This window comes from Bremerella cremea, from assembly GCF_003335505.1.
GTDB lineage: Bacteria > Planctomycetota > Planctomycetia > Pirellulales > Pirellulaceae > Bremerella > Bremerella cremea_A.
Genome location: NZ_QPEX01000046.1, coordinates 269,376 through 294,340, shown reverse-complemented (window position 1 = coordinate 294,340; position 24,965 = coordinate 269,376). Strand labels below are relative to the sequence as shown.

The 24,965-nt window shown below is 54.6% G+C and carries 18 protein-coding genes; 11 read left to right on the top strand and 7 right to left on the bottom strand.

Annotated elements, in window-relative coordinates:
* Positions 1 to 2: 2 nt before the first annotated feature.
* Both DTL42_RS24980 and DTL42_RS24975 read right to left on the bottom strand, forming a co-directional pair.
* On the bottom strand, positions 3 to 389 hold the full coding sequence (locus DTL42_RS24980; protein WP_114373473.1) for a hypothetical protein: 387 nt from the start codon (positions 387 to 389) through the stop codon (positions 3 to 5).
* 190 nt (positions 390 to 579) lie between these two features.
* A complete protein-coding gene (locus tag DTL42_RS24975) occupies positions 580 to 861 on the bottom strand; it encodes a hypothetical protein (RefSeq protein WP_114373471.1) in 282 nt (93 codons plus the stop codon).
* Between the two features lie 368 nt (positions 862 to 1,229).
* Here DTL42_RS24975 and DTL42_RS24970 point away from each other — a divergent pair, with 368 nt between their 5' ends.
* From DTL42_RS24970 to DTL42_RS24960, 3 genes are all read left to right on the top strand, one after another.
* A complete protein-coding gene (locus DTL42_RS24970; protein ID WP_114373469.1) occupies positions 1,230 to 1,718 on the top strand; it encodes a chemotaxis protein CheD in 489 nt (162 codons plus the stop codon).
* Between the two features lie 167 nt (positions 1,719 to 1,885).
* Positions 1,886 to 2,989, top strand: a complete 1,104-nt coding sequence (locus DTL42_RS24965; RefSeq protein ID WP_114373466.1) for a DUF1559 domain-containing protein — start codon at positions 1,886 to 1,888, stop codon at positions 2,987 to 2,989.
* Positions 2,989 to 3,348 (top strand): hypothetical protein, encoded by a 360-nt coding sequence (locus DTL42_RS24960; protein WP_114373464.1) that lies wholly within the window; start codon positions 2,989 to 2,991, stop codon positions 3,346 to 3,348. Before DTL42_RS24965 ends, DTL42_RS24960 begins: the two co-directional genes overlap by 1 nt.
* Here the strand turns inward: DTL42_RS24960 and DTL42_RS24955 are convergent.
* The 4 genes from DTL42_RS24955 to DTL42_RS24940 form a co-directional block, all read right to left on the bottom strand.
* Complete coding sequence (locus DTL42_RS24955) at positions 3,345 to 4,130, bottom strand: class I SAM-dependent methyltransferase (protein ID WP_114373462.1); 786 nt, start codon at positions 4,128 to 4,130, stop codon at positions 3,345 to 3,347. The two genes, DTL42_RS24960 and DTL42_RS24955, sit on opposite strands and share 4 nt — an antisense overlap.
* A 114-nt stretch (positions 4,131 to 4,244) precedes the next feature.
* Complete coding sequence (locus DTL42_RS24950; protein ID WP_114373460.1) at positions 4,245 to 4,655, bottom strand: hypothetical protein; 411 nt, start codon at positions 4,653 to 4,655, stop codon at positions 4,245 to 4,247.
* Between the two features lie 335 nt (positions 4,656 to 4,990).
* On the bottom strand, positions 4,991 to 8,266 hold the full coding sequence (gene carB / locus DTL42_RS24945) for a carbamoyl-phosphate synthase large subunit (RefSeq protein WP_114373457.1): 3,276 nt from the start codon (positions 8,264 to 8,266) through the stop codon (positions 4,991 to 4,993).
* 227 nt (positions 8,267 to 8,493) lie between these two features.
* Positions 8,494 to 8,739, bottom strand: coding sequence for a hypothetical protein (locus DTL42_RS24940; protein WP_114373455.1), 246 nt, complete (start codon positions 8,737 to 8,739; stop codon positions 8,494 to 8,496).
* A gap of 161 nt (positions 8,740 to 8,900) precedes the next feature.
* Here DTL42_RS24940 and argH point away from each other — a divergent pair, with 161 nt between their 5' ends.
* The 4 genes from argH to DTL42_RS24920 all read left to right on the top strand — a co-directional run bounded on the left by argH (position 8,901) and on the right by DTL42_RS24920 (position 14,757).
* Entirely contained in the window at positions 8,901 to 10,289 is a 1,389-nt protein-coding gene (argH, locus tag DTL42_RS24935) for an argininosuccinate lyase (protein ID WP_114373453.1), read from the top strand.
* Positions 10,290 to 10,435: 146 nt separating this feature from the next.
* Positions 10,436 to 12,649 (top strand): hypothetical protein, encoded by a 2,214-nt coding sequence (locus DTL42_RS24930; RefSeq protein WP_114373451.1) that lies wholly within the window; start codon positions 10,436 to 10,438, stop codon positions 12,647 to 12,649.
* A 108-nt stretch (positions 12,650 to 12,757) separates the two neighbouring features.
* Positions 12,758 to 13,744, top strand: coding sequence for a sigma-54-dependent transcriptional regulator (locus tag DTL42_RS24925; RefSeq protein WP_234824373.1), 987 nt, complete (start codon positions 12,758 to 12,760; stop codon positions 13,742 to 13,744).
* Positions 13,741 to 14,757 (top strand): endonuclease/exonuclease/phosphatase family protein, encoded by a 1,017-nt coding sequence (locus DTL42_RS24920; protein ID WP_114373446.1) that lies wholly within the window; start codon positions 13,741 to 13,743, stop codon positions 14,755 to 14,757. Before DTL42_RS24925 ends, DTL42_RS24920 begins: the two co-directional genes overlap by 4 nt.
* Before the next feature lie 8 nt (positions 14,758 to 14,765).
* Here the strand turns inward: DTL42_RS24920 and DTL42_RS24915 are convergent, their stop codons facing one another.
* Positions 14,766 to 15,698, bottom strand: coding sequence for a metallophosphoesterase family protein (locus DTL42_RS24915; protein ID WP_114373444.1), 933 nt, complete (start codon positions 15,696 to 15,698; stop codon positions 14,766 to 14,768).
* A 334-nt stretch (positions 15,699 to 16,032) separates the two neighbouring features.
* Here DTL42_RS24915 and DTL42_RS24910 point away from each other — a divergent pair, with 334 nt between their 5' ends.
* From DTL42_RS24910 to DTL42_RS24895, 4 genes are all read left to right on the top strand, one after another.
* Positions 16,033 to 17,160: a peptidylprolyl isomerase gene (locus tag DTL42_RS24910; RefSeq protein ID WP_234824353.1), complete on the top strand. Its 1,128-nt coding sequence runs from the start codon at positions 16,033 to 16,035 to the stop codon at positions 17,158 to 17,160.
* 461 nt (positions 17,161 to 17,621) lie between these two features.
* Positions 17,622 to 18,620, top strand: a complete 999-nt coding sequence (locus tag DTL42_RS24905) for a LysR family transcriptional regulator (protein WP_114373442.1) — start codon at positions 17,622 to 17,624, stop codon at positions 18,618 to 18,620.
* A gap of 134 nt (positions 18,621 to 18,754) precedes the next feature.
* A complete protein-coding gene (gene gltB, locus DTL42_RS24900; RefSeq protein WP_114373440.1) occupies positions 18,755 to 23,365 on the top strand; it encodes a glutamate synthase large subunit in 4,611 nt (1,536 codons plus the stop codon).
* Complete coding sequence (locus DTL42_RS24895; protein ID WP_114373438.1) at positions 23,358 to 24,821, top strand: glutamate synthase subunit beta; 1,464 nt, start codon at positions 23,358 to 23,360, stop codon at positions 24,819 to 24,821. The genes gltB and DTL42_RS24895 overlap by 8 nt, the downstream gene beginning before the upstream one ends.
* Positions 24,822 to 24,965 lie beyond the last annotated feature (144 nt).

The window sequence follows — 24,965 nt, the reverse complement described above, 5'->3', positions numbered from 1 at the left end:
CTCTACTTCGCTTGCTTGGTGGCTCGCTTCAGGCGTTCCATGCCCCAGGTAAACGCTTTGCTTGTTGCCTGAAGTACGGGAACGCGAAAGTGCGTCAGCGCGACTCCGAGGCCGCTACCAAGCAGCAGCAAGCCAATCTGGCGATGGAACAGAATCAGGAATAAAGCCCAAGTTCCCAAGACAAACGACCACGACCAAGGATGCCAGCGAAGGTGTCGGGCGACCAGAAGCGTAGCTGCCCCAAGGATTGCCCCGGTGAATACGGGAAACACTAGCGAAGTGAGGGCGGTCGCTTGATCGATGAGGATTCCCATCAGCGGAATCAGCAGCATCAAGCCAAGTAGAGTCAGCCAGCCCACTGCACCCCAAGAGACCGGTTTTCGAGTCATTGCCTCTCCGCGGACAAATCCTTGAAGTTCTTTCACAACCTGCTTGTGCTGTATTCGCAGAATGTGGCTTTGTAGGGTGCGGCCGCATGTGTCGAGCTTCTACACGACACATACTCACACGAGCGTTAACCTATACCAGCGCAAGCATATCACCGGATTGGGAATGCAAGATAGTATTCGCGTGGGCGTATTAGCCGAACTTCATTGTGCGTGCTTCGCGAACCGCGCGGGCTGCATTGTCGGCGAAGTTGTCGATCTGGTTCAAGCCACGCAAAAGCATCGCATGGCCATCAATCACGACCTCATCGATATCGGCGTCATCTAAGGTGCGAGCGAGCTGTGAGAGTCGACCGGCCTGTTCTCGCAAGCGTTCCACCACATTCGCCATGCGGTCGCTATCGTAAGGTTCCTTACGCGGAATTCGATTCTTGTTATCCGCGGGTGGGGCTGGTTTTGCCTTCTTTTTCGCCATGACAGATCTTTATAAGTGCGTGATGGTTCTACAAGCGGAGATTATCAGCGCCTGAGCAACTTGTAAAGTATTTAACACCAATTTATCAACGCAAAATCAATATTGAATTGCAAGCACTTGAGTTATTGTTTGGGCTGTCTTGCGTTTATTAATACAATTTCCCTGGCTGTTATCGATCTGCCAGGGGCGTCGTTTTTATCGTTACAGAGCGAATTATTCCTTTGTTTGTGCTGGGAGCAAGATTAAGTCTGGGTAATGTTACGGGGAAATAATGTCGTCCCTGAAACGTTAGCCCATTTTGAGCTAGATTTCCTGGCACTCGATGTTGCTCGGGAATATCTCCGAAATCGGAATGGGGCAGGCATAAAATGGCAACAGCAAACCTTAAAAGGCAATCGATTCGCGTGCCAATGGCCGGGATCGAGGCTGGAAGCTCACCAGATTCGTTAGAAACGTTGCTGGGGAGTTGTGTGGGTATCGCTCTCTGGTGTCGTGACACCCAGCATGGTTCGCTTGCTCACGCGATGCTAAGCGAATGCCGAGGCGAAATGAAGCAGCCTGGCCGCTTTGTTGATAGCGCGATTCCCTTCATGCTCGATACCTTGAGCAAGCGAGGAGCACGCCGCCGAGCCATTGTGGCCAAGCTGTGTGGCGGCTCGAATATGTTTAAAGGGGGAACCAACACCCAGGACGTCGGTCGCCGTAATATCGAGAAGTCTCAAGAGATGCTCCGCGAACTCCGCATTCCGATCTTGGCCGAACATGTGGGCGGCAATTCAGGACGAGTCATTAGCTTTGATCTCGAATCGGGGAAAATCCAAGTCAAAATTGGTCGCGAAGTGGTCGCGGAAATTTAATAGCTCCCAGCTTGAAGTTCTTTCTAAGGGACCGTGAGTGACGCGTTCCTTCTGCCGTGGGTGTTTTCTTCAGCAAAGCAAAGTCTATTGACATCCACTGACTTCGTCTTGTATTTTGATAGCTCAAAAAAAATATTGAGCTATGACAAATATTGGATTTTGCAGATATGAAAATACGGGGTGCGGTCCATCGAGGCACGGCCAAGTTGCCCTCAGGGTTTACTTTGGTGGAGTTGCTAGTTGTCATTGCCATTATTGGGGTGCTTGTTGCTTTGCTGTTGCCAGCGGTGCAGCAAGCTCGCGAAGCCGCGCGGCGAATGCAATGCTCGAATAACCTCAAGCAAATCGGTTTGGCGGTTCATAACTATGCCGGTACGCACGGCGTTTTTCCTTCCGGCTATGTCTCCTACGCCACACAAAACGGCAGCGCCCCAGGTTGGGCGGCGATCGATTCGAAAACCTGGGATGCCGCACCTGGCTGGGGATGGGCAACGCTGATTTTGCCGTTCATGGAGCAGCGAGTTATCACGGATAGCCTACGCCTGGATCGACCGATTTGGGACGCAGCGAACCGACCGTTGATTTCGACGCGTTTGGAAGCGTATCTCTGTCCTTCTTCAAGTGGTGACAGCCAACCATTTACCGTGCGCGATGCGTCCGGAAATGCCCTAACTCGTTTCGGTGATCCCATTGTTATCGGGCGATCAAATTACATCGCCAGCCACGGCCAGGAATCATGCTGGGGAGAGTGTGGCGCGTCTCCCAGTGGGGTGATTTTTACCAACATCTATACCGGAACAACGAAGACGGTTCAGGTCAACGGCAACGCCGCGAATGTGGCCGATGGGCCTTTTTATCGCAATTCGCGAGTCCGCTTTCGCGACGTGACCGACGGCACGACGAATACGCTATTCATCAGCGAGCATACCTCGCGGGTCAGCGATAAAACTTGGGTTGGGGCGATTCCTGGGGCTTTCACCCATCCACGGATTTCCACGCCGGAAAACGGACCGGATGCAGCCGCCACGTTGATTTTGATGCACGTTGGGCCCTCCGGCGGCGAGCTTGATATCACCGGTTCGCCCATCATTCACCCGATGAACTTCCCTACGCTGCACGTTGGGCAGATGGTTTCGGATCATCCTGGCGGAGGCAATGTGCTGATGGGGGACGGTTCGGTCGGCTTCCAGCCGGAAACGATCGATTTAATGCTGGCAGCGGAACTTGCCAGTATGAACGAAGGGGAAGTCATCTCTGGGAATGGACTTTGATGATGGAAAACTCGACACGTAATATTACGCTGGTTGTCTTGGCCGGCGTGGTGGTTGTTGGTGGCTTTGCTTGGTGGTTATCACGTCCTAGCTACGGAGAGATTAGCGACAAAGGGTACGACTATGCGATGGCGTTGTTCGCTGCCTGTAACGGCAGGAGTACCGCTAAGATCGAGAAGATTGTCAGCATGGTCGAGCAATCGCAGATCGCTGGCGAACTTCCCGAACAAGAGGCAGCGTGGTTGAAAAAGATCGCCAGCAATGCCATGGAAGGTAACTGGGAATCGGCCAACGCCTCCGTTCGCACGTTGATGGAAGAGCAAGCCAAACGCGCCGATCCGCTGCCTCAGCTCGACTAGTCAGGCGACTTCAGCTTGATCGCTCGTGTGGCGATGAACGTATCGAGGTAGCGTGAAATAAGATCACTTTCGTCGAAACGGTCTTCAAACATTTCCACCAGCACAAAGCCTGCCGCCAGCTGACCACCGATTTGGTTCTCCAGCGTATGTCCGAATTGCAGCGGGCGAATCTGCTTGTAATGTTCCAATTCTTCGGCGGTCAGGTCGCATACGTCGGAATAGGGAATCTTATGCCGCACGACCAATTCATTTCGATTGTCCTGGGCAGCCTCGTCGAAGAGATAGCGTACCGGATTGCTGAGGCCTGCCAGCAGTTGACCGCCAGGCTTCAGCACGCGAAACGCTTCCCGCCAGACCGGTAAGATATCGACCGCAAAACAGTTCGAGCAGGGATGAAAGATCAAATCGAACTGCTTGTCCGCAAAGCAGCTGAGATCGGCCATGTCGCCTTCTACCGTTTTCAGGGAAAGCCCATCGCGCTGGGCGACTAGGCGGTCTTGTCCTAGCTGCTTCGGCGAGTTGTCGAACACGGTCACGTCCGCCCCGGTCGCCGCCAAGATAGGACCTTGTTGTCCACCTCCGGAAGCGAGGCACAAGATCTGGCAACCTTCCATGTGCTCGGGATACCAATGCCGAGGCACTGGTTTGGTCGGCGTCAGAATCAGCGACCACTCCCCTGCTCTGGCCCGGGCGACTTCCTCAGGCGAAACGGGAATGGTCCAGCGATCCTGGTTCTCAACATCTCGGTCCCAGGCTTCGCGGTTGAATTTGCGGACGTCCATGACACGGCTCTCAATCGTACTAAAAACAAATGCTAATCCCGTTGCTTGCATCTGCTCTGCGACACCAAAACCGGGCTGCAGGTTCGCGAAGACTTTGGGAACGCATGGAAAGCGTTAGCTGCCCAGCGAGGCTCCCGTTAATAAGCAGATTACCAGCGGACCGAGGATGCTTAAAGCAAACGGGAGAATGCTTAGCGGAATCCCTAGATTTAGTATTAGGGCGGCATCCTTTTCACACCCAAGCACTGTAAAAATGACCGCCGCAATGGCCAGCAAGAACACTGTGACGATCGAGAGAGGCAGCCCGAACACAATGAGCAAGGGGCGATAGCTTCGATGGGGATGGGCCAACAGAAAGTCGTAGTGAACGCTAAGGCCATACAGAATGTAGAGCGTTGGCAGCAGAGAAGCACTGAAGATTCCGAGAGAGAATATCCGGGCGATAGCTTGCCCGTAGGACGAAGTCTCGTCGAGTGGCTTTCGATCGACTGGCGAAACATACGGGTTGGGTTCAGCGCTGGTCATCTCGTTACCTCAGAGTACGCACTGGCCTCTGATCAATACGCTACGAGAAATTTGGGTTGGTGTCCAACGTTTGGTCAGGCTTGCCTAGCAGCCTGTTGAATTTCTCAGATCGGCTACGTTATTGAGCTTGGGCCGATTGCGGCGTTGTGAATTCCTCGACATATCTTGTGGATATGCCTGCGGATTCACGCCTTGCACTCGCTCCAATCTCAATCACTCGCTCACGAAGCAGAAAATCAACAGACTGCTAGTGTGAGCGCGCATGAAAAAGGGATAGTGGCAGAGTCAAGCTGCACACTATCCCGCTATAGTTGCCTGAATGAATCGGTCGAAGCTTACGTCGTCTGTTGCATTCGCACATCGCGGAAGCGGTCTTGTAGGGACTCGACGTTCATTTCTTCTTCTCGCAAAGCTTCCATCGCCTTGGTGGCGGCTTCGGCAGCTTGGATGGTGGTGATACAAGGGATGCCATGTTGCACGGCGGCGGCGCGGATGCGGCCTTCGTCGGTACGGGCCCCTTTGCCGTTGGGCGTGTTCATCACCAGCGAGACATTGCCGTCGATCATTTGGTCTAAAAGGTTCGGGTGTCCTTCGGCCAGCTTCTTGATTCGCTGAGCTTGGACGCCTGCCTCTTCCAAACGACGGGCCGTGCCGTCGGTGGCGAGAAGCTCGTAACCCATATCGCGAAGGCGGCGCGAGATGTCGGCGATTTGGTCTTTGTGGCGACCTGAGACGCTCACAAAGATCTTGCCATCTTTCGGCAGCGGCAAGACCACGCCAGCGGCAAGTTGACACTTGGCGAATGCCAGCGAGAAACGTTCGCTGATCCCCATCACTTCGCCGGTCGAACGCATCTCGGGGCCAAGCACGATGTCGACGCCTGGGAACTTGCGGAACGGGAAGACCGATTCCTTGATCGAAACGTGCGCCGGAATCGGTTCGCCGGTGATACCAAGTTCCGGCAGCGTGCAGCCGGCCATGACCTTGGCGGCAATCTTGGCAACCGGCATTCCGGTCGCCTTGGCTACAAATGGAACCGTGCGACTGGCTCGCGGGTTCACTTCCAAAACGTAGACGTTCATTTTGCCGTCTTCTGCTTTGACCGCAAACTGAACATTCATCAAGCCAACCACTTTCAGGTACTTCGCCATGGCAATGGTTGCCTCGCGAATTTCCTGCACGACTGGGCCAGGCAAGCTGTATGGAGGAATCACACAAGCCGAGTCCCCGCTATGCACGCCTGCTTCTTCGATGTGTTCCATTACCCCGGCGACAATCACGTTCTCGCCGTCGCTGATGCAGTCGACATCGACTTCCGTGGCGTCTTCTAGGAAGCGGTCGATCAGCACCGGTTGCCCTTGAGCAACCAGGAAGGCTTCGGCCACGAATCGCTCGAACTGTTTGTCGTCGTAGCAGATTTCCATCGCGCGACCACCCAGCACAAAGCTGGGACGAACCAAAGCGGGGTAGCCAACCTTGGCCGCTTCGGCCCGGGCCTGGCTCATGTTGCGTGCGATTGCATTGGCTGGCTGCTTGAGGTTCAAGCGATGTAGCAGTTGTTGGAACTGTTCGCGATCCTCTGCCGCATCGATCGTATCGACACTGGTGCCAATGATCGGAACGCCAGCGGCGGACAGGCCACGAGCAAGGTTAAGCGGAGTTTGCCCGCCGAACTGTACAATCACGCCATCAGGCTGCACACGATCGCAAATGTTCAACACGTCTTCGGTTGTCAGCGGTTCAAAGAACAACAGGTCGGACGTATCGTAGTCGGTACTGACCGTTTCTGGGTTGCTGTTGACCATTACCGATTGAATGCCCATTTCTTTCAGGGCGAAACTGGCGTGGCAGCAGCAATAGTCGAACTCGATCCCCTGCCCGATTCGGTTCGGGCCACCGCCGAGAATCATGATCCGCTTCTGGCCGGGATCCTTGGCGGGAACTTCGTCTTCCGTTTCGTAGGTCGAGTAGTAGTACGGGGTGTAGGCTTCAAATTCGGCAGCACAGGTATCAACCGATTTGAATGTGGCGACGATGCCCCGTTTCTTTCGTTCGCTCCGGACTTCCAGTTCGCTGCTGTTGAGTAGCGTGGAAAGTTGGCGATCGGAATAGCCCCATCGTTTGGCTTTCCGCAGTAGTTCGTCGCTGATGTTGTTGATGTTGCCGACCGCATCAAGTTCGTCCTCGCACTCGACCAGCTGTTTCATCTGATCGCCGAACCAAGGATCGATGCCGGTGATGTCGTACAGTTGGGCGACGGTCATGCCTGATTTCAGGGCGTAACGCAAATACCAAGGACGCTCGGCATTCGGCTTGGCCAGCTTCGCCCGGATTTCGTCTTCGGCAGGCTGCTCGTCGGTGCCCCACAGATCCTTGCCATCGCAACCGAACCCAAAGCGGCCCACTTCCAGGCCACGCAGGGCTTTTTGGAACGACTCTTTGAAGGTTCGCCCGATCGCCATCGTTTCGCCGACACTTTTCATTTGCGTCGTCAGTGTGCTGTCTGCCTCGGGGAATTTCTCGAAGGCAAAACGGGGGATCTTGGTCACCACGTAGTCGATCGACGGCTCGAAGCAGGCCAGCGTTTCGCGGGTGATATCGTTGGGTAATTCGTGCAGGCGATAACCGACGGCCAGTTTGGCGGCGATCTTGGCAATCGGGAAACCGGTCGCCTTCGACGCCAACGCCGAGCTACGGCTGACGCGCGGGTTCATTTCGATGACGATCATGCGATCCGAGGTAGGATCGCAGGCGAACTGAATGTTCGAGCCCCCTGTTTCGACGCCGATTTCCCGAATCACGGCCAGCGAAGCGTCGCGCATTCGCTGGTATTCTTTGTCGGTCAACGTTTGGGCCGGAGCGACGGTGATCGAGTCGCCGGTATGAACCCCCATCGGGTCGAAGTTTTCGATCGAGCAGATGATCACGACATTGTCATCTTTGTCGCGCATCACCTCCATTTCGTACTCTTTCCAGCCGATGATCGATTCTTCGATCAGCACTTCCGTGACCGGCGATTGGTCGAGCCCGTTGCGAACCAGGCTGTCGAACTCTTCCCGGTTGTAGGCGATGCTGGAGCCAGAGCCACCCATGGTGAAGCTGGGGCGAACGACCGCCGGCAGGCCAACATCCTCGAGGACTTTTCGTGCCTCGGCAACCGTGTGAACCGTGGCTCCGCGGCAGACTTCCAGGCCAATCTTATCCATCGCCTGTTTGAACTGCTCGCGTTCTTCCGCTTTGGCGATGACATCGGCCCGGGCACCGATCATTTCGACGCCATACTTCTCGAGAATCCCTAGCTTGTCCAGGTCCATCGCCAGGTTTAGGCCTGTTTGGCCGCCAAGCGTCGGCAAAAGTGCGCAGGGGCGTTCCTTGGCGATGATCTTTTCCAGGATGTCCGCCGTCAGCGGCTCGATGTAGGTGGCATCGGCCGTGTCTGGGTCGGTCATGATGGTGGCCGGATTGGAATTCACCAATACGACCTCGTAACCCTCTTCTCGAAGCGCTTTGCAGGCCTGGGTGCCAGAATAATCGAACTCGCAGGCCTGGCCGATCACGATAGGACCGGAACCAATAATCAAGATCTTTTTGATATCGTCGCGTCGCGGCACTGGAGGGTCAGTCCTTGGCTGAAGTGGAAGTTCATCGGACGCACGCTGCGCCCTGTTTTCGGCTGATTGATGTGCAAAATCCCACCAATTTAACCCTACGCGTCTCGCGATAACAAGGGGCGGTGATAGCTTTGGCACCCTAACTCCCCACATACAAACAGTTAATGTGTGCGATCTATTTCTTGTAGCTCATTTTCCTTTCAGCTAATTCCGCTCTAAGGGGTTCCTCAGCGGGTCGTGTAAGCCAGATAAGCGGCCAGGGCTTGGCTGTGTTCGGCAAGCCGTAAGTAGGAGTCGAGAGGTGGGGAGCTGCTCTTGGGATGAGCAACAGGAAAGGAGATCGCTTCCCCTGGCGGAGGCTGTTGTTGTGGAAAAAAGGGAAAAGCGGGAAGTTTAGTGATAAGTCGAAAGTTTTGGCTTTGGTGGCCTGATGCCCAATAATCGTCCAGCTTGTCGATGATTGCGCGCATCATTCCGGCTGTATCGATCGAGGCTTCGCGATTCTTGCTGAGTAATGCTTAATAACTGCGCAGCCGTTAGCCGAGTACGTTGACAGTACACACCGATCCACTTAGCATTTAAGTGGTTTACGGTTTTGGACGTACTTCTATTCTTGCATAATTCTGAGGCAACCTTGTCGCGGAACAGTCCCTCACAGAGCGGTGTTTTCAACTCCGCAGTCGACACACGGGTCGAAAAATTCACCGAAAGCATCAGCTTCGATCATCGGTTGTATGCTCAGGACATCCGTGGATCGATTGCGCATGCTCAAATGCTAGCCGATGTGGGCGTTTTGACCACAGAAGAGGCATCCCAGATCACCACGGCCCTCTCGCTGATCAAAGGCGAGATCGATAACGGCGACTTTCAGTTTGACGAAAAGCTGGAAGATGTTCACATGAATATCGAAAGTGCCCTGGTCGACCGGCTGGGAGATGTCGGGCGAAAGCTGCACACAGGACGCAGCCGTAACGATCAGGTCGCTACCGATGCACGGTTGTGGGTGCGGGATGCCATCGACGAAACCGACCGATTGCTCAAGCAGCTCCAGGTTGCGTTTGTTGGTCGGTGCGACGCCGATATCGACATCATTCTGCCTGCTTACACACACATGCAAAGGGCTCAGCCGGTTCTCGCTCCCCACTATTGGCTGGCCTATGCCGAGAAGCTGCAGCGAGACCGTGAACGTTTGGCCGATTGTCGTCGGCGAGTCAATGTTTGCAGCCTGGGAACGGCCGCACTGGCCGGAACGACGATCCCGATCGATCGCGAAAACGTGGCCCAGCGGCTCGGTTTCGAGGGAGTTGCGGCCAATAGTATTGACGTTTCGAGCGATCGCGATTTCGTTGTGGAATATGCGTTTTGCCTGACGATGATCGCCGAACATCTCAGCGTTTGGGCCGACGAATGGGTGTTGTGGTCGAGTGTTGAATTCAAATTCATTCAGATCCCGCAACAGTTTTGCACCGGCAGTTCGATCATGCCGCAGAAGATCAATCCCGATGTCTGCGAGCTGATTCGAGGGAAATCGGCCCGCGTGATTGGGAACCTGCAGGCGTTGCTGGTGCTTATCAAAGGACTGCCGTTGGCCTACAACCGCGATTTGCAGGAAGACAAGGAACGGCTATTCGATTCTGTCGATACGGTTCATCTTTCGCTCGATTTGGCGGCTTCGATTGTTGCCGGGGCAAAGTTGAATACTGAATCGATCAACTCGCGTCTGGAAGATGGGTTCCTCGACGCGACTACCTTAATGGAATACCTAATCGGCAAGGGAACCCCCCAGCGGACTGCCCATCATCAGATCGGTAGCTTGGTGGCTACCGCGATGGATAAGAGATGCCGTTTGGCTGAATTGCCCTTGGCCGATTTTAAGGCGGTTAACGATTCACTGGATGAGACCGTTTATGATGTCTTGGGTGTTGCCAAAGCCGTAGCCGCGTTCCGTAGTTATGGCTCTACCTCGCCTGAGGAAGTAAAAAAGCAAGTTGTTCGTTGGAAGGAGCAATTAGAATTGGGCTAGAGTGCCTTTTTCGCGGACGCCTCCCCACTTGCCAATGGCAAGTCTGTCCTTTGGAATTGGGGGCACTTTAACTGCCTAGGACTTATCTCGTTGCCAAGGATCAGGCATCGTTTAGTATGCTACCCCACCACCGTTGCGAAGATCTTATGGAACGTTTGATCAAGATTGCCTCTCTATTTGCCATGCTGTTGGTTTTGGCCGTCGCAGGTGTTATGCCAGCACAGCAGCCGATGGAAGAAGCCCCAGCGGAACCAGCTCCGCCTGTGGATTCGCCAGCAATAGCCGCAATCAAAGAGTCGAATCCAGCCACGCCAACCGAACTAGTGCGGGCCATTTTGCTAACACACGACTTGGACCGTGACGATCTCGCTAAGGCTTATCTGCAAAAACTGATCGATGGTAACCCCAAGCAAGATCAGGTCGTTGCCGCGTATCGTGAGCTTGGTGCAGGCAGCATGATGCGTTTGCAAACGGAAGATTCATTGCAGCCGATCGGTGGTGAAGCTGCCACCTTGCTGTTCAAGAAGTTAGACGACTATTTAAAAGATCCGGCACGGCTGAAGACCTTAGTAAATCAGCTAGGAGATGCCGATCCGGTAGTGCGGAAGCGGGCTATCGAGCAATTGCTCAAAGCAGGGCCTGACGCGGCCAATCCATTGTTCGCCGTGTTGGCCGATCCTGCCCAGCAAGCTTTGCATCCGGCAGCTAAGAAGATGCTGATCCGCCTCGACCAAAATGTCTACGGCCCACTACAGGCGGCGTTGGCCAGCGATAACCAATTTTTGGTGGCCCAACTAGCCGACGTAGTAAAGCAGATTCGTTTAAAAGCGGCCGCCCAATTTGTGGTAGGACGCATGATTTACACCGACGACGACAATCTGCGTGCTGAGATTGGTGCCTACTGCGATGTGATCGGCGGCTGGCAGCCTGACGCGAGCCAAGTAAAGGACTACCTTTCCCGTCGTGTAAAAGCATACTTAGGTTCCGATCCAATGTTCCCTGTCGATGACGATGGGAATGTGGCTCTCTGGGTTTGGGATTACGACGCGAAACAGGCCGTGCTGAAAACGATGCCGCTGGCGGATGCCGAAGTGATTACCGCCGGACGTCTGCTCGATGATTTACATCGTTTGGACCCCGAGGATAGCGACATTCAAATCAATCGTGCGTTGGCAGCGATGCAGCGAGCTGGCGTAATGGAAGAATCACAGGCCGAGCCTCAGGTTCTGATCGAAGAGTACGGCCTACCGGTGATTCAAGAAGCATTGGTTCGTGCTCTTAAGCACCGCAAGTTCTCTCAAGCAGCGATCATTGCTTGCGAAACTTTGGGGAGTGCTCAAGATGCCTCCGTTTTGGTGGCGTCGGATGGTGGACTGAGTGCATTGGCTCAAGCACTTCAATCGCCCGTTTATCGCGTTCGTCGCGCTGCCGCGAAGGCTATTTTGCAGATCGATCCTCAAAGGCCGTATGCTGGCTCGTCCGAGTTAATGGATATGCTGGCTTTTCTAACCACTGCCCAAGGAAAACGTGTTGCCGTTATTGGCGAGTTAGACGAGCAACGCGGTCAGGACATGGCCGCCGTGTTGTCACGTCTCGGTTACGAGGCGGTGGCTACTTCAGGCGGGGCAGAATTGTTTCAAGCCGCTTACAACTCGGCGGATGTCGAAGTGATTTTTGTCAGCAAGCCTCTCGCTCGCCTGCCAGTGATGGAGACCGTTCAGGTCTTGCGAAAAGATCGCCGCACCGGTGACTTACCGATTGCTGTCGTCGCGCCGATCGATCAGCTCGAATTTTTCGAGCTAAGCACCATGAAAGATCCTCTCACCTTAGCGACCATTCGCCCGCATGATGAAAAAGGGTTTTCCTTTCAGTTGCAGCAGCTTTATGGTTCGCAAGGTCGCTTGATTGTGTCGGCCATGGAACGCTCTGAGGACGCCGAGTTCGCTTTGGCAGCGATCAATCGGATGTTGGAAAAACCTGAGAGGTATCCCTTCTACGATTTTACGAAAGTGGAAGAGATCGCCATTCGCCGTTTGGCAGACGACAATGTCACTTCGGCCATCGCACAGTTGCTGGGCAACTTGGCAACACCTGCCGCGCAGATGGCCTTGGTCGAATATGCGAGCGATCCTTTCCACCCGCTTGCTTTCCGCGAGCAATGTGTGGCCGCGTTTAAATCTGCGGTTGCACGTCGTGGCATTCTCTTGACGAAAGATCAGATTGTAACCCAATACGATCGCTACAACGATTCGGAGGAATTGGACTCCGGAACGCAGATTGTATTGGGAAAGGTTCTGGACATCCTCGAGGCGCCGACCCAAGACGTTCGTTTCGACCAACCAGCCAAAATTGGCTTGTAGGTTATGACTGTGGGACTGTATTCCGATACGACATCCAGTTATGCCCCTGAATACGCACCCTTGGGGTCCGAACCGCCTATTCCTGGCCTGATCGGATCGAGCAAGGCGATGGGGGATGTGTATCGCCTTACTCGCAAGGTTGCCCAAACCAATGCTTCCGTTTTGCTGTTAGGTGAAACGGGAACCGGTAAGGAGATGATCGCTTCTTCGGTTCACCGGCTCAGTACGCGGGCCTCGGGGCCGTTTGTGAAAGTGAACTGCGGCGCGCTAAGCGAAAGCCTGCTCGAAAGCGAGCTGTTCGGTCACGTTCGTGGGGCGTTTACGGGGGCGATCGGCAATCGTACCGGTCGTTTTGAAGCGGCTCACGGCGGCACGATCTTTCTCGATGAAATCAACTCAACCTCGCTCCATTTGCAAGTCAAACTGTTGCGGGTGCTACAAGAACGCGAGTTCGAACGCGTGGGCGATACCGCCACGATTCGGGTCGATACGCGCGTGATCGCGGCGAGCAATCGTCTTTTGATGGAAGAAGTCGGCGAAGGGAAGTTTCGCGAAGACTTGTACTGGCGACTTAACGTCGTGCCGATCCGAATTCCACCGCTAAGAGAACGTCGCGAAGACATCCCAGAATTGGTCGCCCACTTCTTGAACGTTTACAGCGAAGTGAACGATCGACATGTGGTACATATCCAGCACGAAGCGATGGAAGCGCTGCAAGATCACAACTGGCCCGGCAACGTGCGGGAACTGCAAAACTACGTCGAGCGGGCCGTCGTTTTGGCCGAAGGAGACGAGTTGACGCTTGACCTTCTGCCTCCAGAAATCCGCAGCGGCGACAACCGCTCGGCGATGAGTCTGGGCCGCGGACCGGCCAACTTCGATACGCTGGCCTTCGAGGTCGTTCAGCAAGGTTTGCAAGACGCCGATGCCGAAGCGGAAGACTTGCATTCTCGTGTGGTGAATCGGGTGGAAAAGGAACTGATCGTTCAGGTCATGACCGCTTGTGCCAACGTGCAAACCAAAGCGGCGACCCGCTTGGGGATCAATCGCAATACGCTGCACAAGAAGTTGAAAGAGTACGAGATCGAATCGTGACCAACGAAGCTGCGGCTGTCGATGTTTCTGCCAAGTCTTGGTGGCCAAAGATTCGTGATTTCGTTTGGGCTCGTGCTAAGCTGCTGGTCATTCTGTTGGTCGCCCTGACCTTATTGACCCTCTTTGCCCAGGGGTACTGGGTGTTCGATTTGCTGGCCAATCTACGCGTGCAGCAAGTTCTCTTGGGTCTGTTTCTGCTGGCCGTGTGTGGTCTGTATCACGAGTGGAAATGGATGGCGGTGGTCGCCCTTTGTTTGCTGTTTCATTTGCCTGCGTTTGCTTCTTTATTTCGCGGGCAAGGCGTGCCACTCGCCGAAGGTCACCTTACCGTGACGGTCTCGAATGTGCTTTCCTCGAATCAAAATATCAATGCTATTTTGACGGATGCACTTCAAGATGACCCGGACGTTCTGGTCTTTTTGGAGTTAACCAGTTGGCAAGCAGCAGAGATCAGCCAGCGAACGAAGTCGCACTATCCGCATGCCGTGGTGCGGCCAAGCGACTTTGGGAACTTCGGGATCGGGCTCTACTCAAAATATCCCTTCGACGCGACCGAAGTGTTTCAATTGAATGAAAAGATCGATTCAATCGAAGCCAGGATTACCGTCGACAATCATCGCTATCGCATCATCGGCACACATCCCTTGCCGCCTGTTCGTGCTGCTGGGTTTGCCTCGCGTAACGAGCATTTGCACGAACTAGCCGCCCGGCTAATCCATAAGAAGGATCATCGAGAGAATTTGCCCACCATCGTGGTCGGAGACCTTAACGTAACGCCATGGTCTCCTTGCTTCGCGGAGATTGCCAACCCGCTTTCTGGGCTGCGTCGCGCCGCGATTGGTTTCGACGTGACACCGACCTGGTATGTGTTGCCGATCTTTCCTTTGGGGCTGACGCTCGACCATGCCCTGATCACGGAAGACCTGGTTTGCACTAAGAAGCGAATCGGCGGCCCAATCGGTTCCGACCATCGCAGCGTAACGGTTACCGTTGCGCCGCGTGGTTTTCCTTGAGTGTTGTTCTACGTCCAGGCGTGCTGCTGGTGCGACCATTGGCCGTCGGGGTAGAGTTTCACTTCGATCCATGTCGGGGCGAAGCCAAGGTAGTCTTGCTTGCCCCACCAATTGCCGCTGACCGCTCCGCCACAAATGTACGTGGTGTTGTCGACATCGCACCGGTCGACCGTGTGCATGTGCCCGCTCAGGCATAGCTTCACGCGTGGATAGCGCCGAAACAGGTCACGAATCTGAGTGAGTCGCTGCGGAGACCAGCCGCCTGGTATGGAATAACCTTTGCCCAGCCCTTTGTCGATCGATGGTTCGTAGAAGTGAGTAACCGACATCAAGGGAGCATGCGTGACGACCAAGGCTGGCTTGTCGCTCTTTTTCAGTTCTTCTTCCAGCCAGGCAAACTGCGCTTCGTCGATTTCGCAACCTTCGTACTGATAGGTATCGAGCAAGAAGAACGTCCAGCCGCCATGATCGGCGCTGTAGTAGCGAGCTGGCATCTGAAAGGTTTCGATCGCGCGGGCTTTTTCTTGGTAAGCCTCCGGTTTATCGGCATCGCGATCCTTCCAGCGGATATCGTGATTGCCGATGCAGCTGACACTGGGAACCTGCAAACGATCGATGACGTTTTCTTTCCACTGGCGAAACTGGATGTCGGTTTGCTCGTCGCTTTGGTTACCATCGACCGACATGACGTTGTCGCCGCCGAAGACAAACAGCTGAGGGGCCGTTTCCTGAGCTTGAATTTGATCGATCAGCTTGCCAACCTGGTTCATGACATCGGTGTTGCCAGCCGGCTGGTGGGTGTCGGTCAGAAAAGCCATGACCAAAGGGGAAGTGTCGTCTGGGGTTCCGGATTTTGCCTCCGTCGCCAAAGCTGCGCCGCTACCCAGAGCCAAGCTTCCACCGAAGAGGGATTGCAGAAAAGTACGACGGATAAGCGACATTTTAAGCTCCAATCAGAATTCCACGAAAAACAATCCGGTTAAGCCCGGGCTTGTGCGAAAGGCCGTGTTGAGGCGGCATTTAGGGCCATTGTTTCTCAAGATTTCCGGGTTTCCAGACGTTTTGCGGACATCGAAAGCTATTCTCGCCCAATGCGCATGAAATTTTGGCGAGTACCCCATCTCGTGGGCTAGGAATCGACGTAAGATGGTACTTTATGCCTGATTTCCTCCCCGCTGCTTGACCCGTGCCCGGCAGTGCTAAAGAATCTTGAGCAGCCACATCATTATCGAAACGCCCCGATTGTCGGGGTTTGCCCGCAGAAGGAGTTTGCCTGTGTCCGCCCGCTACCTTTGGATGGCCGTCCTTACGTGTTGTTTCCTTCCTTTTAACGTACAAGCTCAGGCACCCGCCGAAACACCAGCGGTTGAGACGCCCCAAGGAGAGCAGGACCAGTTCGATAAGTTGCTGGCCCAGTGGAAGGAAATCATCGCCGAGCTGCGCACCATTCAGCAGCAATACCGCTTGTCTCCGGAAGGAGATCTGCCACAGCTACGCGAGAAATACAACAAGGTTCTCGCGAAAGGCATGGATCTGTTGCCACAAATCGAAGCGGCGGCGATCGTGCGGTTCGAGGCTAATAAAGAGGACAAAGACGCGACGATGTTCCTCTATAAAGTCGCATCTGACGCTCTTGAGCGAGACAACTATGAAAAGGCTTACAAGCTAATCCATGTGTTGAAAGATGGTGGGTTCGACGAAAACAAGTTGCTCGGTCCTCAGGTTTTGGCTGCTTACGGGACAGACCACTTCAAAGAAGCTGGCGAGGCATTTAAGTTGCTGCGAGAGCGGCAGCTTCCTGTCGACGAACGCATTTCCCAGGCCGGTTTCACAGCGGCCAGCGAAGAGAAAAAGTGGGAACGTGAAGAAGAGATTCGCAAGAAAGAAGCGGAAGCGGATGATCTTCCCCGGGTCAAATTGACAACCACCCAGGGTGACTTGGTGATCGAGCTTTACGAAAACGAAGCTCCAGAGACCGTGGGCAATTTCATTAACCTGGTCGAAAAGAAGTATTACGATGGAACGGTCTTTCACCGAGTGTTACCCCACTTCATGGCTCAAGGGGGCGATCCAAAGGGGGATGGTACCGGTGGCCCTGGCTACAATATCTATTGCGAAGCTTACAACGATGACGCCCGGCAGCATTTTTCTGGAACGCTGAGCATGGCCAAGGGAGCCAGGAAGAATACCGGCGGCTCGCAGTTCTTTCTCACGTTTCAAGCTACCCCGCATCTCGATAACGTGCATACCGTGTTTGGTCGCGTGATCGAAGGTAAGGAAGTGCTGCCGAAGATGACCCGCCGCGATCCAGAGGCGGTCGATGCTCCGCAGCCAGATCGAATCTTGAAAGCAGAAGTGATCCGAAAACGCGATCATAAATACGAGCCGCACAAAGTGCCATAAATCACAACTGCGCAAAGTTGTATGTTGGTTTTCCCCGTCTGTTTTTTCACCAGAATCAGTAAAGAAAAGCCTGACATACATTCGAATTCGCGCAGCCTGCTAGCCCGCTCTTGAGGGGCTAGTTCAGCCGAACGAATATAAGGCACGTTGCAAAACGTGCCTTTCTTATGCGCTGCCACTTTCTGGCAGATGCCTTGCCTTGAATGCCTAGTGGTGGCTAGATTTCCCTAGTGTTTAAGTCAAAGGCGGCTATCTGTCCGAAGTCGATGTGGCTAATTTGTGACCTCTTTTTGGTTTACGAAAAACATGCTGCAAGTGTCACAAAGAACTTAGGGAAAATAAACCACGACATCCTTGACGTTGGCAGTCTGGGTCAATACTCTTACATTTCGGATTTTAATCTTGGGTTTAACCAGTATCTAAATTCCGTATAGTTGCCCCTTCACTTCCCAAAGTCATTCATGCACGTAAAGTCCCTCAAGGTGTTCTGCGACGTTGTCGGCCAGCGCAGCTTTTCGCGCGCTGCGGACGAGAACGGTATATCGCAATCTGGCGCAAGCCAGGTCGTTCACCAGTTAGAGGAACGGCTCGGGGTGAAGTTGATCGATCGCTCGAAACGTCCCTTGGTGCCCACCGCAGAAGGCGAGTTGTATTACCAAGGGTGCCGCCAGTTGGTGCAACGTTACTACGCGTTGGAAGAAGACGTTCGTACGTTCCACAAAGAGCTGGCCGGACAAGTAACGATTGCTTCGATCTACTCGGTCGGCTTAAGTCACATGAACGCTTGCGTACAAGAGTTTCTTGGCAAGCATCCCAAGGCCAACGTCCGTTTGCAGTATCACCATCCCGATACGGTGGTGCAGCTGGTCGAAACGGATCAAGTTGATTTTGGCTTGGTTAGCTACCCCAAGGCTTCCAAGACCATCAAAGCCGATATGTGGCGCGAGGAACCGATGTTCCTGGTCTGTGCCCCCGGCAGTGACTTGGCTCAGCGAGAATCTATCTGGCTCGATGAACTCGATACTCGCCGCATGGTGGGTTTCGATACACGTCTGCAAATCCGCCGCGAAATCGATTTTGTGCTTTCCTCGGCCGGCGCTGACGTGCAAGTGGTTATGGAATTCGATAATATCGAAACTATCAAACGGGCGGTCGAAATCGACGCCGGTTTCGGTCTGTTGCCTATCGATACGGTTACCCGTGAGTTGGAAACCGGATCTCTGGTGGCAATCCCTATCGAGGGTTCTCCCCTTTTCCGTCCGCTGGGCATTGTGACTCGGCAAGGCAAAGAACTGGGGAAAACGGCTCGTCGTTTTATTCAACTGCTTCACGAAAAAGCAGAGCACTCGGAAGCGCAGCTTACCGAGACGGAAGAAAAACCGGTGGCGGCCAGCTTTGCTCAAAGTAAAGCCGAGGACGCCGAAAGCGACCTAGAAAACGGAGTTTCAGCAAGCTCTTAACACGTTCCCTGGTCGAAGACTCGATCTCCACGGGGAACTTGCCTGCGGAGATTTTGTCTACCGACACGATCCAACACCCCACTGAGACATTCCGGGCGCGGGCCCGAAAGTATTAGCAAGAAGAAGGTAGAACCATGATCCAGCCAAACCAACCGACCTCGCGTACTTATCGGACCGAGCGTCCCGGTAAGGAAGGTTTGTACGATCCGGCGATGGAGAGGGAAAACTGTGGTGTCGGTTTTGTCGCCCATATCAAGGGCAAGCGAACCCACCAGATGATCCTCGACGCCGAGGCGATGAACGTCAACATGGACCACCGTGGCGGCTGCGGATGCGAAGCCACCACGGGTGATGGTGCCGGGATGTTGACCGCGTTGCCTTTAGAGTTCTTGGCCCGTGTTACCCGAGAAGACCTGGGGAAAGAACTGCCCGAACCAGGCAAGTTCGCCGCTGGCATCGTCTTTCTGCCACGTGATGCCAAGTCGCGCGAACATTGCAAGCAAACCGTCGAAAAGCTGATTGAAGAACATGGGCAAACCCTCGTCGGTTGGCGCAAAGTGCCGATCAATCCAGACGGTGCCGATATCGGCCCGACGGCATTGGCCTGCATGCCTGAAATTCAAATGCTGATCGTTTCGGCCGGCGATGGCCTGGAAGGGGACGCATTCGAGCGTCAGCTTTATCTCATTCGTAAGCAAGCCAGCCATAAGCTACGGGGCGACTTGAACCTAGCCGAACGGACGCTGTTCTACATTGGCAGCCTCTCGACGAAGGTGATCATCTATAAAGGGATGCTTACCCCGGCTCAGTTGGTTCCCTTCTATCGCGACTTGCAGTGCGAAGATTACACCAGCCACTTGGCAATGGTCCACTCGCGATTCAGCACCAATACGTTCCCCTCGTGGGATCGAGCTCAGCCGAATCGTTTTATGTCGCACAATGGCGAAATCAACACGGTTCGTGGTAATGCCAACTGGATGAAGGCCCGCGAAGGGGTCGCCAAGAGCGATTTGTTCGGCGATCAACTGTCGAAGCTTTTCCCGATTGTCGAGCCTGAATGTTCCGACTCTGGCACCTTCGACAACGTGCTCGAATTCTTGCTGATGGGTGGCCGTACGCTACAAGAAGCCGTCATGATGATGGTGCCGGAAGCGTGGCAAAAGCACGAAACGATGCCGGAAGACAAACGGGCTTTCTATGAGTTCCATTCGAGCTTGATGGAACCATGGGATGGCCCCGCTTCGATCGCGTTTACCGATGGCCGTTACATTGGCGCCGTGCTGGACCGTAACGGTTTGCGGCCGAGCCGGTATTATGTCACGTCGGACGATCGCGTGATTATGGCCAGCGAAGTGGGGGTGATTCCGGTCGACCCCGCAATCGTCATCGAAAAGGGACGCCTCCAACCAGGACGTATGTTCCTGATCAACTTCGAAGAAGGACGGATGATTCCCGATAGCGAGTTGAAGTTGGACTTCGCTCGTAAGCGTCCTTATGCCGAGTGGTTGCGAGAACAGCGAATCGAACTGTCCGAGCTGAGCCCGAACGAGGAGCCACACGGCTTCGATCCCGAGACCCTTCTGCCACGCATGCAGGCGTTTGGTTTTACGACCGAAACGCTCAACTTTATGCTGCTACCGTTGATCGAGCAGAAGCGAGACCCGGTCGGCTCGATGGGGAACGACTCGGCGTTGGCTTGCTTGAGCGATAAGCCACGCATGCTGTACGACTACTTCAAGCAGTTGTTCGCCCAGGTCACCAACCCGGCGATCGACTCGATTCGCGAAGAAGTCGTCATGTCGTTGGAGTGCTACATCGGTCCAGAAAACAACTTGCTGGAAACGACGCCAGAGCATGCCCATCGTCTGTTGATTCCGCATCCGATTCTTACCAATGAAGAATTGGCCGCTTTGGCCCATATGGATCATCGGGGGTGGAAAACCAAGGTAATCGATGTCACGTTCGCTCGTAGCGAGGGAACCGACGGATTAGTTCGGGCGTTGGACCGCATTTGTGCCGAAGCGGAATCGGCAATCGACGAAGGTTATAGCAACATCGTCCTTAGCGATCGCAAAATCAGCGCCGAGCGAGTTCCCGTTAGCATGCTGCTGGCTTGTGGTGCCGTGCATCATCACTTGGTGGGTGCTTCGAAACGGACACAGATTGGCATCATTCTGGAAACGGGCGAAGCTCGCGAAGTTCACCATCACTGCTTGTTGGTTGGTTTTGGTGCCGATGCGATCAATCCGTACCTCGCCTTTGAAGCACTTTGGAAGTGCCGCGCCGAAGGGATGGTCAAAACGGACGATTATCCCGATGACGATTCGATGGTAGCTGCCTATCGCAAAGGTGTCGCCAAGGGCATTTTGAAGGTGATGGGCAAGATGGGCATTAGTACGCTTCAGTCGTACAAAGGTGCCCAAATCTTTGAAGCACTCGGCTTGCAAGAAGAAGTCATCAATCGCTGCTTCAAAGGGACTTCCAGCCGCGTTCAAGGAGTGAACTTCAAGGTTCTAGCCGAAGAGCAACTCCGTCGCCATGAACTGGGCTACCCGTTGCGGGAAGATGGTCGCTTGCCGATTCTGCCGAACCATGGCGAATATCACTGGCGAGCCGAAGGCGAACGCCACGCGTGGAGCCCTGACGCGATTGCCAATATTCAAGTGGCCGCTCGGACGAATAGCCGCGAAGCGTACAACAACTTCGCCAAGCTGATGAACGAAGACGCTCGCAACCGCTGCACGCTGCGGGGCTTGTTGACGTTCAAAGAGAATACCGAGTCGATCCCGCTCGATGAAGTGATGCCGGTTAGCGAGATCGTCAAGCGTTTCTGCACCGGAGCAATGAGCTACGGTTCGATCTCTGGCGAAGCGCACGAATCGCTGGCAATCGCGATGAATCGGATTGGCGGTAAGAGCAACACCGGTGAAGGTGGTGAAGACTCGGTCCGTTTCAAGCCGCTTCCCAACGGCGACTCGAAACGTTCGGCGATCAAGCAGGTTGCCTCTGGCCGCTTCGGGGTGACCATCAACTATCTGACCAATGCCGACGAATTGCAGATCAAGATTTCGCAAGGTGCCAAGCCGGGCGAAGGGGGTGAGCTGCCAGGCAAGAAGGTGGACGAGTACATCGCTCGCCTTCGCTACTCGACCCCAGGCGTTGGTTTGATTAGCCCTCCGCCGCACCACGATATTTACTCGATTGAAGACCTTTCGCAGCTGATTCACGACCTGAAGAACGCCAATCCGGCGGCTCGGATTAGCGTGAAATTGGTTTCGGAAGTCGGGGTTGGGACGATCGCCGCTGGCGTGGCCAAAGCCAAGGCCGATCACATTCTGATCGCTGGCGACAACGGCGGAACCGGGGCTTCGCCGCTGACCAGTATCAAGCATGCTGGTTTGCCGTGGGAGCTGGGCATTGTCGAAACCCATCAGACGTTGGTGATGAACGACCTGCGTAGCCGCGTGGTGCTGCAGACCGACGGCGGTTTGAAGACGGGCCGCGACGTAGTGATTGCCGCGATCTTGGGTGCCGAGGAAATGGGTTTCTCGACCGCTCCGCTGATCACGCTGGGCTGCATCATGATGCGGAAGTGCCACCTGAACACTTGCCCGGTCGGTATCGCCACGCAAGATCCCGAACTGCGTAAGAAGTTCAAGGGTCAGCCAGAACACGTGGTCAACTACTTGTTCATGGTCGCCGAGGAAGCTCGCGAACTGATGGCCAAGCTTGGTGTGCGGACCCTGGAAGAATTAATTGGCCGGGTCGATTTGTTGGAACCGAATAAGGCCATCCAGCACTGGAAGTCGGACGGTTTGGATCTGACACCTCTGCTGAAGCCAGCCCAGAACAAGAATCCGAATTCTCCGCAATACTGCGTGATGAAGCAGGACCATCGCTTGGAACTGGCGCTCGATAACATGCTGATCGAAAAGTCGCAGCCTGCTCTGGAGAAGAAAGAGAAGGTCAAGATCGACACGCCGATCATCAATATCAACCGTACCGTGGGGACAACGCTCAGCCACGAGATTGCCAAACGTTACGGCGAAAACGGCCTTCCGGACGATACCATTCACGTCAAGCTCCATGGTTCGGCTGGACAGAGCTTCGGTGCCTTTTTGGCGGCCGGGGTTAGTTTGGAACTGGAAGGTGACGCCAACGACTACGTCGGCAAGGGCCTTTCGGGTGGCCGGATTGTTATCTATCCGCACAAGCAAAGTTCCTTCAAGGCGGAAGAGAACATGCTGGTCGGAAATGTTTGCCTGTACGGGGCAACCCGAGGTCTGGCCTTCTTCCGAGGGCGAGCCGCGGAACGATTCTGTGTTCGGAACAGCGGTGCGCACACTGTTGTTGAGGGAGTCGGAGATCACGGATGTGAGTACATGACCGGCGGCCGCGTGGTCGTCCTGGGCTCGACTGGTCGCAACTTTGCAGCCGGTATGAGTGGCGGTGTCGCCTACATTTGGGATCGCGAAGGCAACTTCCTGCAAAACTGCAATCTGGGAATGGTCGAGCTTGAAAAGTTGGACAACCCCAGCGACATCGTGGAACTCAAGGGCCTGATCTCGATGCATGCCAAGTACACCAATTCGCCGGTCGCCGAGAAGGTGCTGGCCGATTGGGACAACGCGGTCAATCAGTTCGTGAAAGTCATGCCGATTGACTACAAGCGTGTTCTCCAAGAGCGCATGCAGCACGATGAAGAAGAAGACGTTCAACTAAGCGGAGCCGAAAGCAATGGGTAAGCCAACTGGATTTATGGAATTTCAGCGGAGCACGATTCCCTATCGCGACCCGCTGGTCCGAATTAACGACTACAACGAGTTCCCCGTCGAAGTCACCGACAGCCATCTGCAAACGCAGGGTGCTCGGTGTATGGACTGCGGTGTTCCGTTTTGCCAAAGCACCACCGGTTGCCCGGTCGATAATCTGATTCCGGAATGGAACGATTTGGTTTATCGCGGACGTTGGCGCGAGGCGCTCGATCGTTTGCATAAGACGAACAACTTTCCGGAATTCACCGGACGGGTCTGCCCTGCCCCGTGCGAAAACGCATGCGTGCTCGGCATCACCAATCCGCCGGTGGCGATCAAGAACATCGAATGTTCGATCATCGATCGCGGTTTCGAGCATGGTTGGGTTTCGGCGAACGTGCCCGAACATCGCACCGGAAAGAAGGTTGCGGTAATCGGTTCGGGCCCCGCTGGGTTGGCGGCTGCCGAGCAGCTAAACAAAGCTGGCCACAACGTGACCGTGTACGAACGAGACGACCGTATCGGCGGCCTGCTGATGTACGGCATTCCGAACATGAAGCTCGACAAAGAGACCGTTCAGCGTCGTGTCGATCTGATGGAAGCTGCCGGGATCAAGTTCGTCACCAATGCTCACGTTGGTGTGAATCTTGACATTGCCGAGCTGAAGGAAAAGAACGACGCCATTATCTTGGCGGTCGGTGCCACCAAGCCCCGCGACTTGCCAATCCCTGGCCGCGAGCTGAAGGGTGTCCACTTTGCCATGGAATTTTTGAAGGCCAACACCAAAAGCCTGCTCGATTCCAAGCTGGAAGATGGCAACTATATTTCCGCAGAAGGCAAAGATGTGATCGTGATTGGTGGTGGTGACACAGGTACCGACTGCATCGGTACTTCGATTCGCCATGGCTGCACCAGCATGGTTAATTTTGAGCTGTTGCCCAAGCCGCCAGCCGATCGTGCTCCAGACAACCCGTGGCCGCAATGGGCTCGTATCTTCCGGGTCGACTACGGTCACCAGGAAGCGGAAGCGAAGTTCGGTAACGATCCACGCGAGTTCTGCATTCTTTCCAAGGAGTTCATCGACGACGGCAACGGCAACGTGGCTGGTATTAAGACGGTGACCGTGCAGTGGACTCGCGATGACAGTGGTCGCTGGAACATGAGCGAAGTTCCCGGCAGCGAGAAAGTCTTCAAGGCTGATCTCGTGCTGCTGGCGATGGGCTTCCTCGGCCCTGAAGCGATCTTGTCAGAAAAGCTCGGCCTGGAAACGGATCAGCGTTCCAACTTCAAAGCCGATTACGGTCGCTTTGCCACCTCGATCGAAGGGGTCTTTGCCGCTGGCGACTGCCGCCGTGGCCAAAGCCTGGTGGTGTGGGCGATCAACGAAGGTCGTGCTGCTGCTCGCGAATGCGATAAGTACTTGATGGGCGTCAGCACCCTGCCGTAACAGGCTCACGACATTTCAAATTTCTAAATCCCTTGACGATGTCCAGGCATTTTCAAGGGATTTTTTATGGGGCTTGTTGCGCAGCATATTGCCGTTTGCTAACGATGTCGAAAGTGATCCGCGACTGGGTGTTTTCTTTCCGTT

Excerpts from the sequence above, each read along its gene's own strand:
- DTL42_RS24930 (WP_114373451.1), top strand. The coding sequence starts at position 10,436 with ATGGAACGTTTGATCAAGATTGCCTCTCTATTTGCCATGCTGTTGGTT.
- DTL42_RS24915 (WP_114373444.1), bottom strand. The coding sequence starts at position 15,698 with ATGTCGCTTATCCGTCGTACTTTTCTGCAATCCCTCTTCGGTGGAAGC.
- DTL42_RS24905 (WP_114373442.1), top strand. The coding sequence starts at position 17,622 with ATGCACGTAAAGTCCCTCAAGGTGTTCTGCGACGTTGTCGGCCAGCGC.
- DTL42_RS24975 (WP_114373471.1), bottom strand. The coding sequence starts at position 861 with ATGGCGAAAAAGAAGGCAAAACCAGCCCCACCCGCGGATAACAAGAAT.
- DTL42_RS24925 (WP_234824373.1), top strand. The coding sequence starts at position 12,758 with ATGGGGGATGTGTATCGCCTTACTCGCAAGGTTGCCCAAACCAATGCT.
- DTL42_RS24940 (WP_114373455.1), bottom strand. The coding sequence starts at position 8,739 with ATGATGCGCGCAATCATCGACAAGCTGGACGATTATTGGGCATCAGGC.
- DTL42_RS24950 (WP_114373460.1), bottom strand. The coding sequence starts at position 4,655 with ATGACCAGCGCTGAACCCAACCCGTATGTTTCGCCAGTCGATCGAAAG.
- gltB (WP_114373440.1), top strand. The coding sequence starts at position 18,755 with ATGATCCAGCCAAACCAACCGACCTCGCGTACTTATCGGACCGAGCGT.
- DTL42_RS24970 (WP_114373469.1), top strand. The coding sequence starts at position 1,230 with ATGGCAACAGCAAACCTTAAAAGGCAATCGATTCGCGTGCCAATGGCC.
- DTL42_RS24955 (WP_114373462.1), bottom strand. The coding sequence starts at position 4,130 with ATGGACGTCCGCAAATTCAACCGCGAAGCCTGGGACCGAGATGTTGAG.
- DTL42_RS24895 (WP_114373438.1), top strand. The coding sequence starts at position 23,358 with ATGGGTAAGCCAACTGGATTTATGGAATTTCAGCGGAGCACGATTCCC.
- DTL42_RS24965 (WP_114373466.1), top strand. The coding sequence starts at position 1,886 with ATGAAAATACGGGGTGCGGTCCATCGAGGCACGGCCAAGTTGCCCTCA.
- DTL42_RS24960 (WP_114373464.1), top strand. The coding sequence starts at position 2,989 with ATGATGGAAAACTCGACACGTAATATTACGCTGGTTGTCTTGGCCGGC.
- DTL42_RS24980 (WP_114373473.1), bottom strand. The coding sequence starts at position 389 with ATGACTCGAAAACCGGTCTCTTGGGGTGCAGTGGGCTGGCTGACTCTA.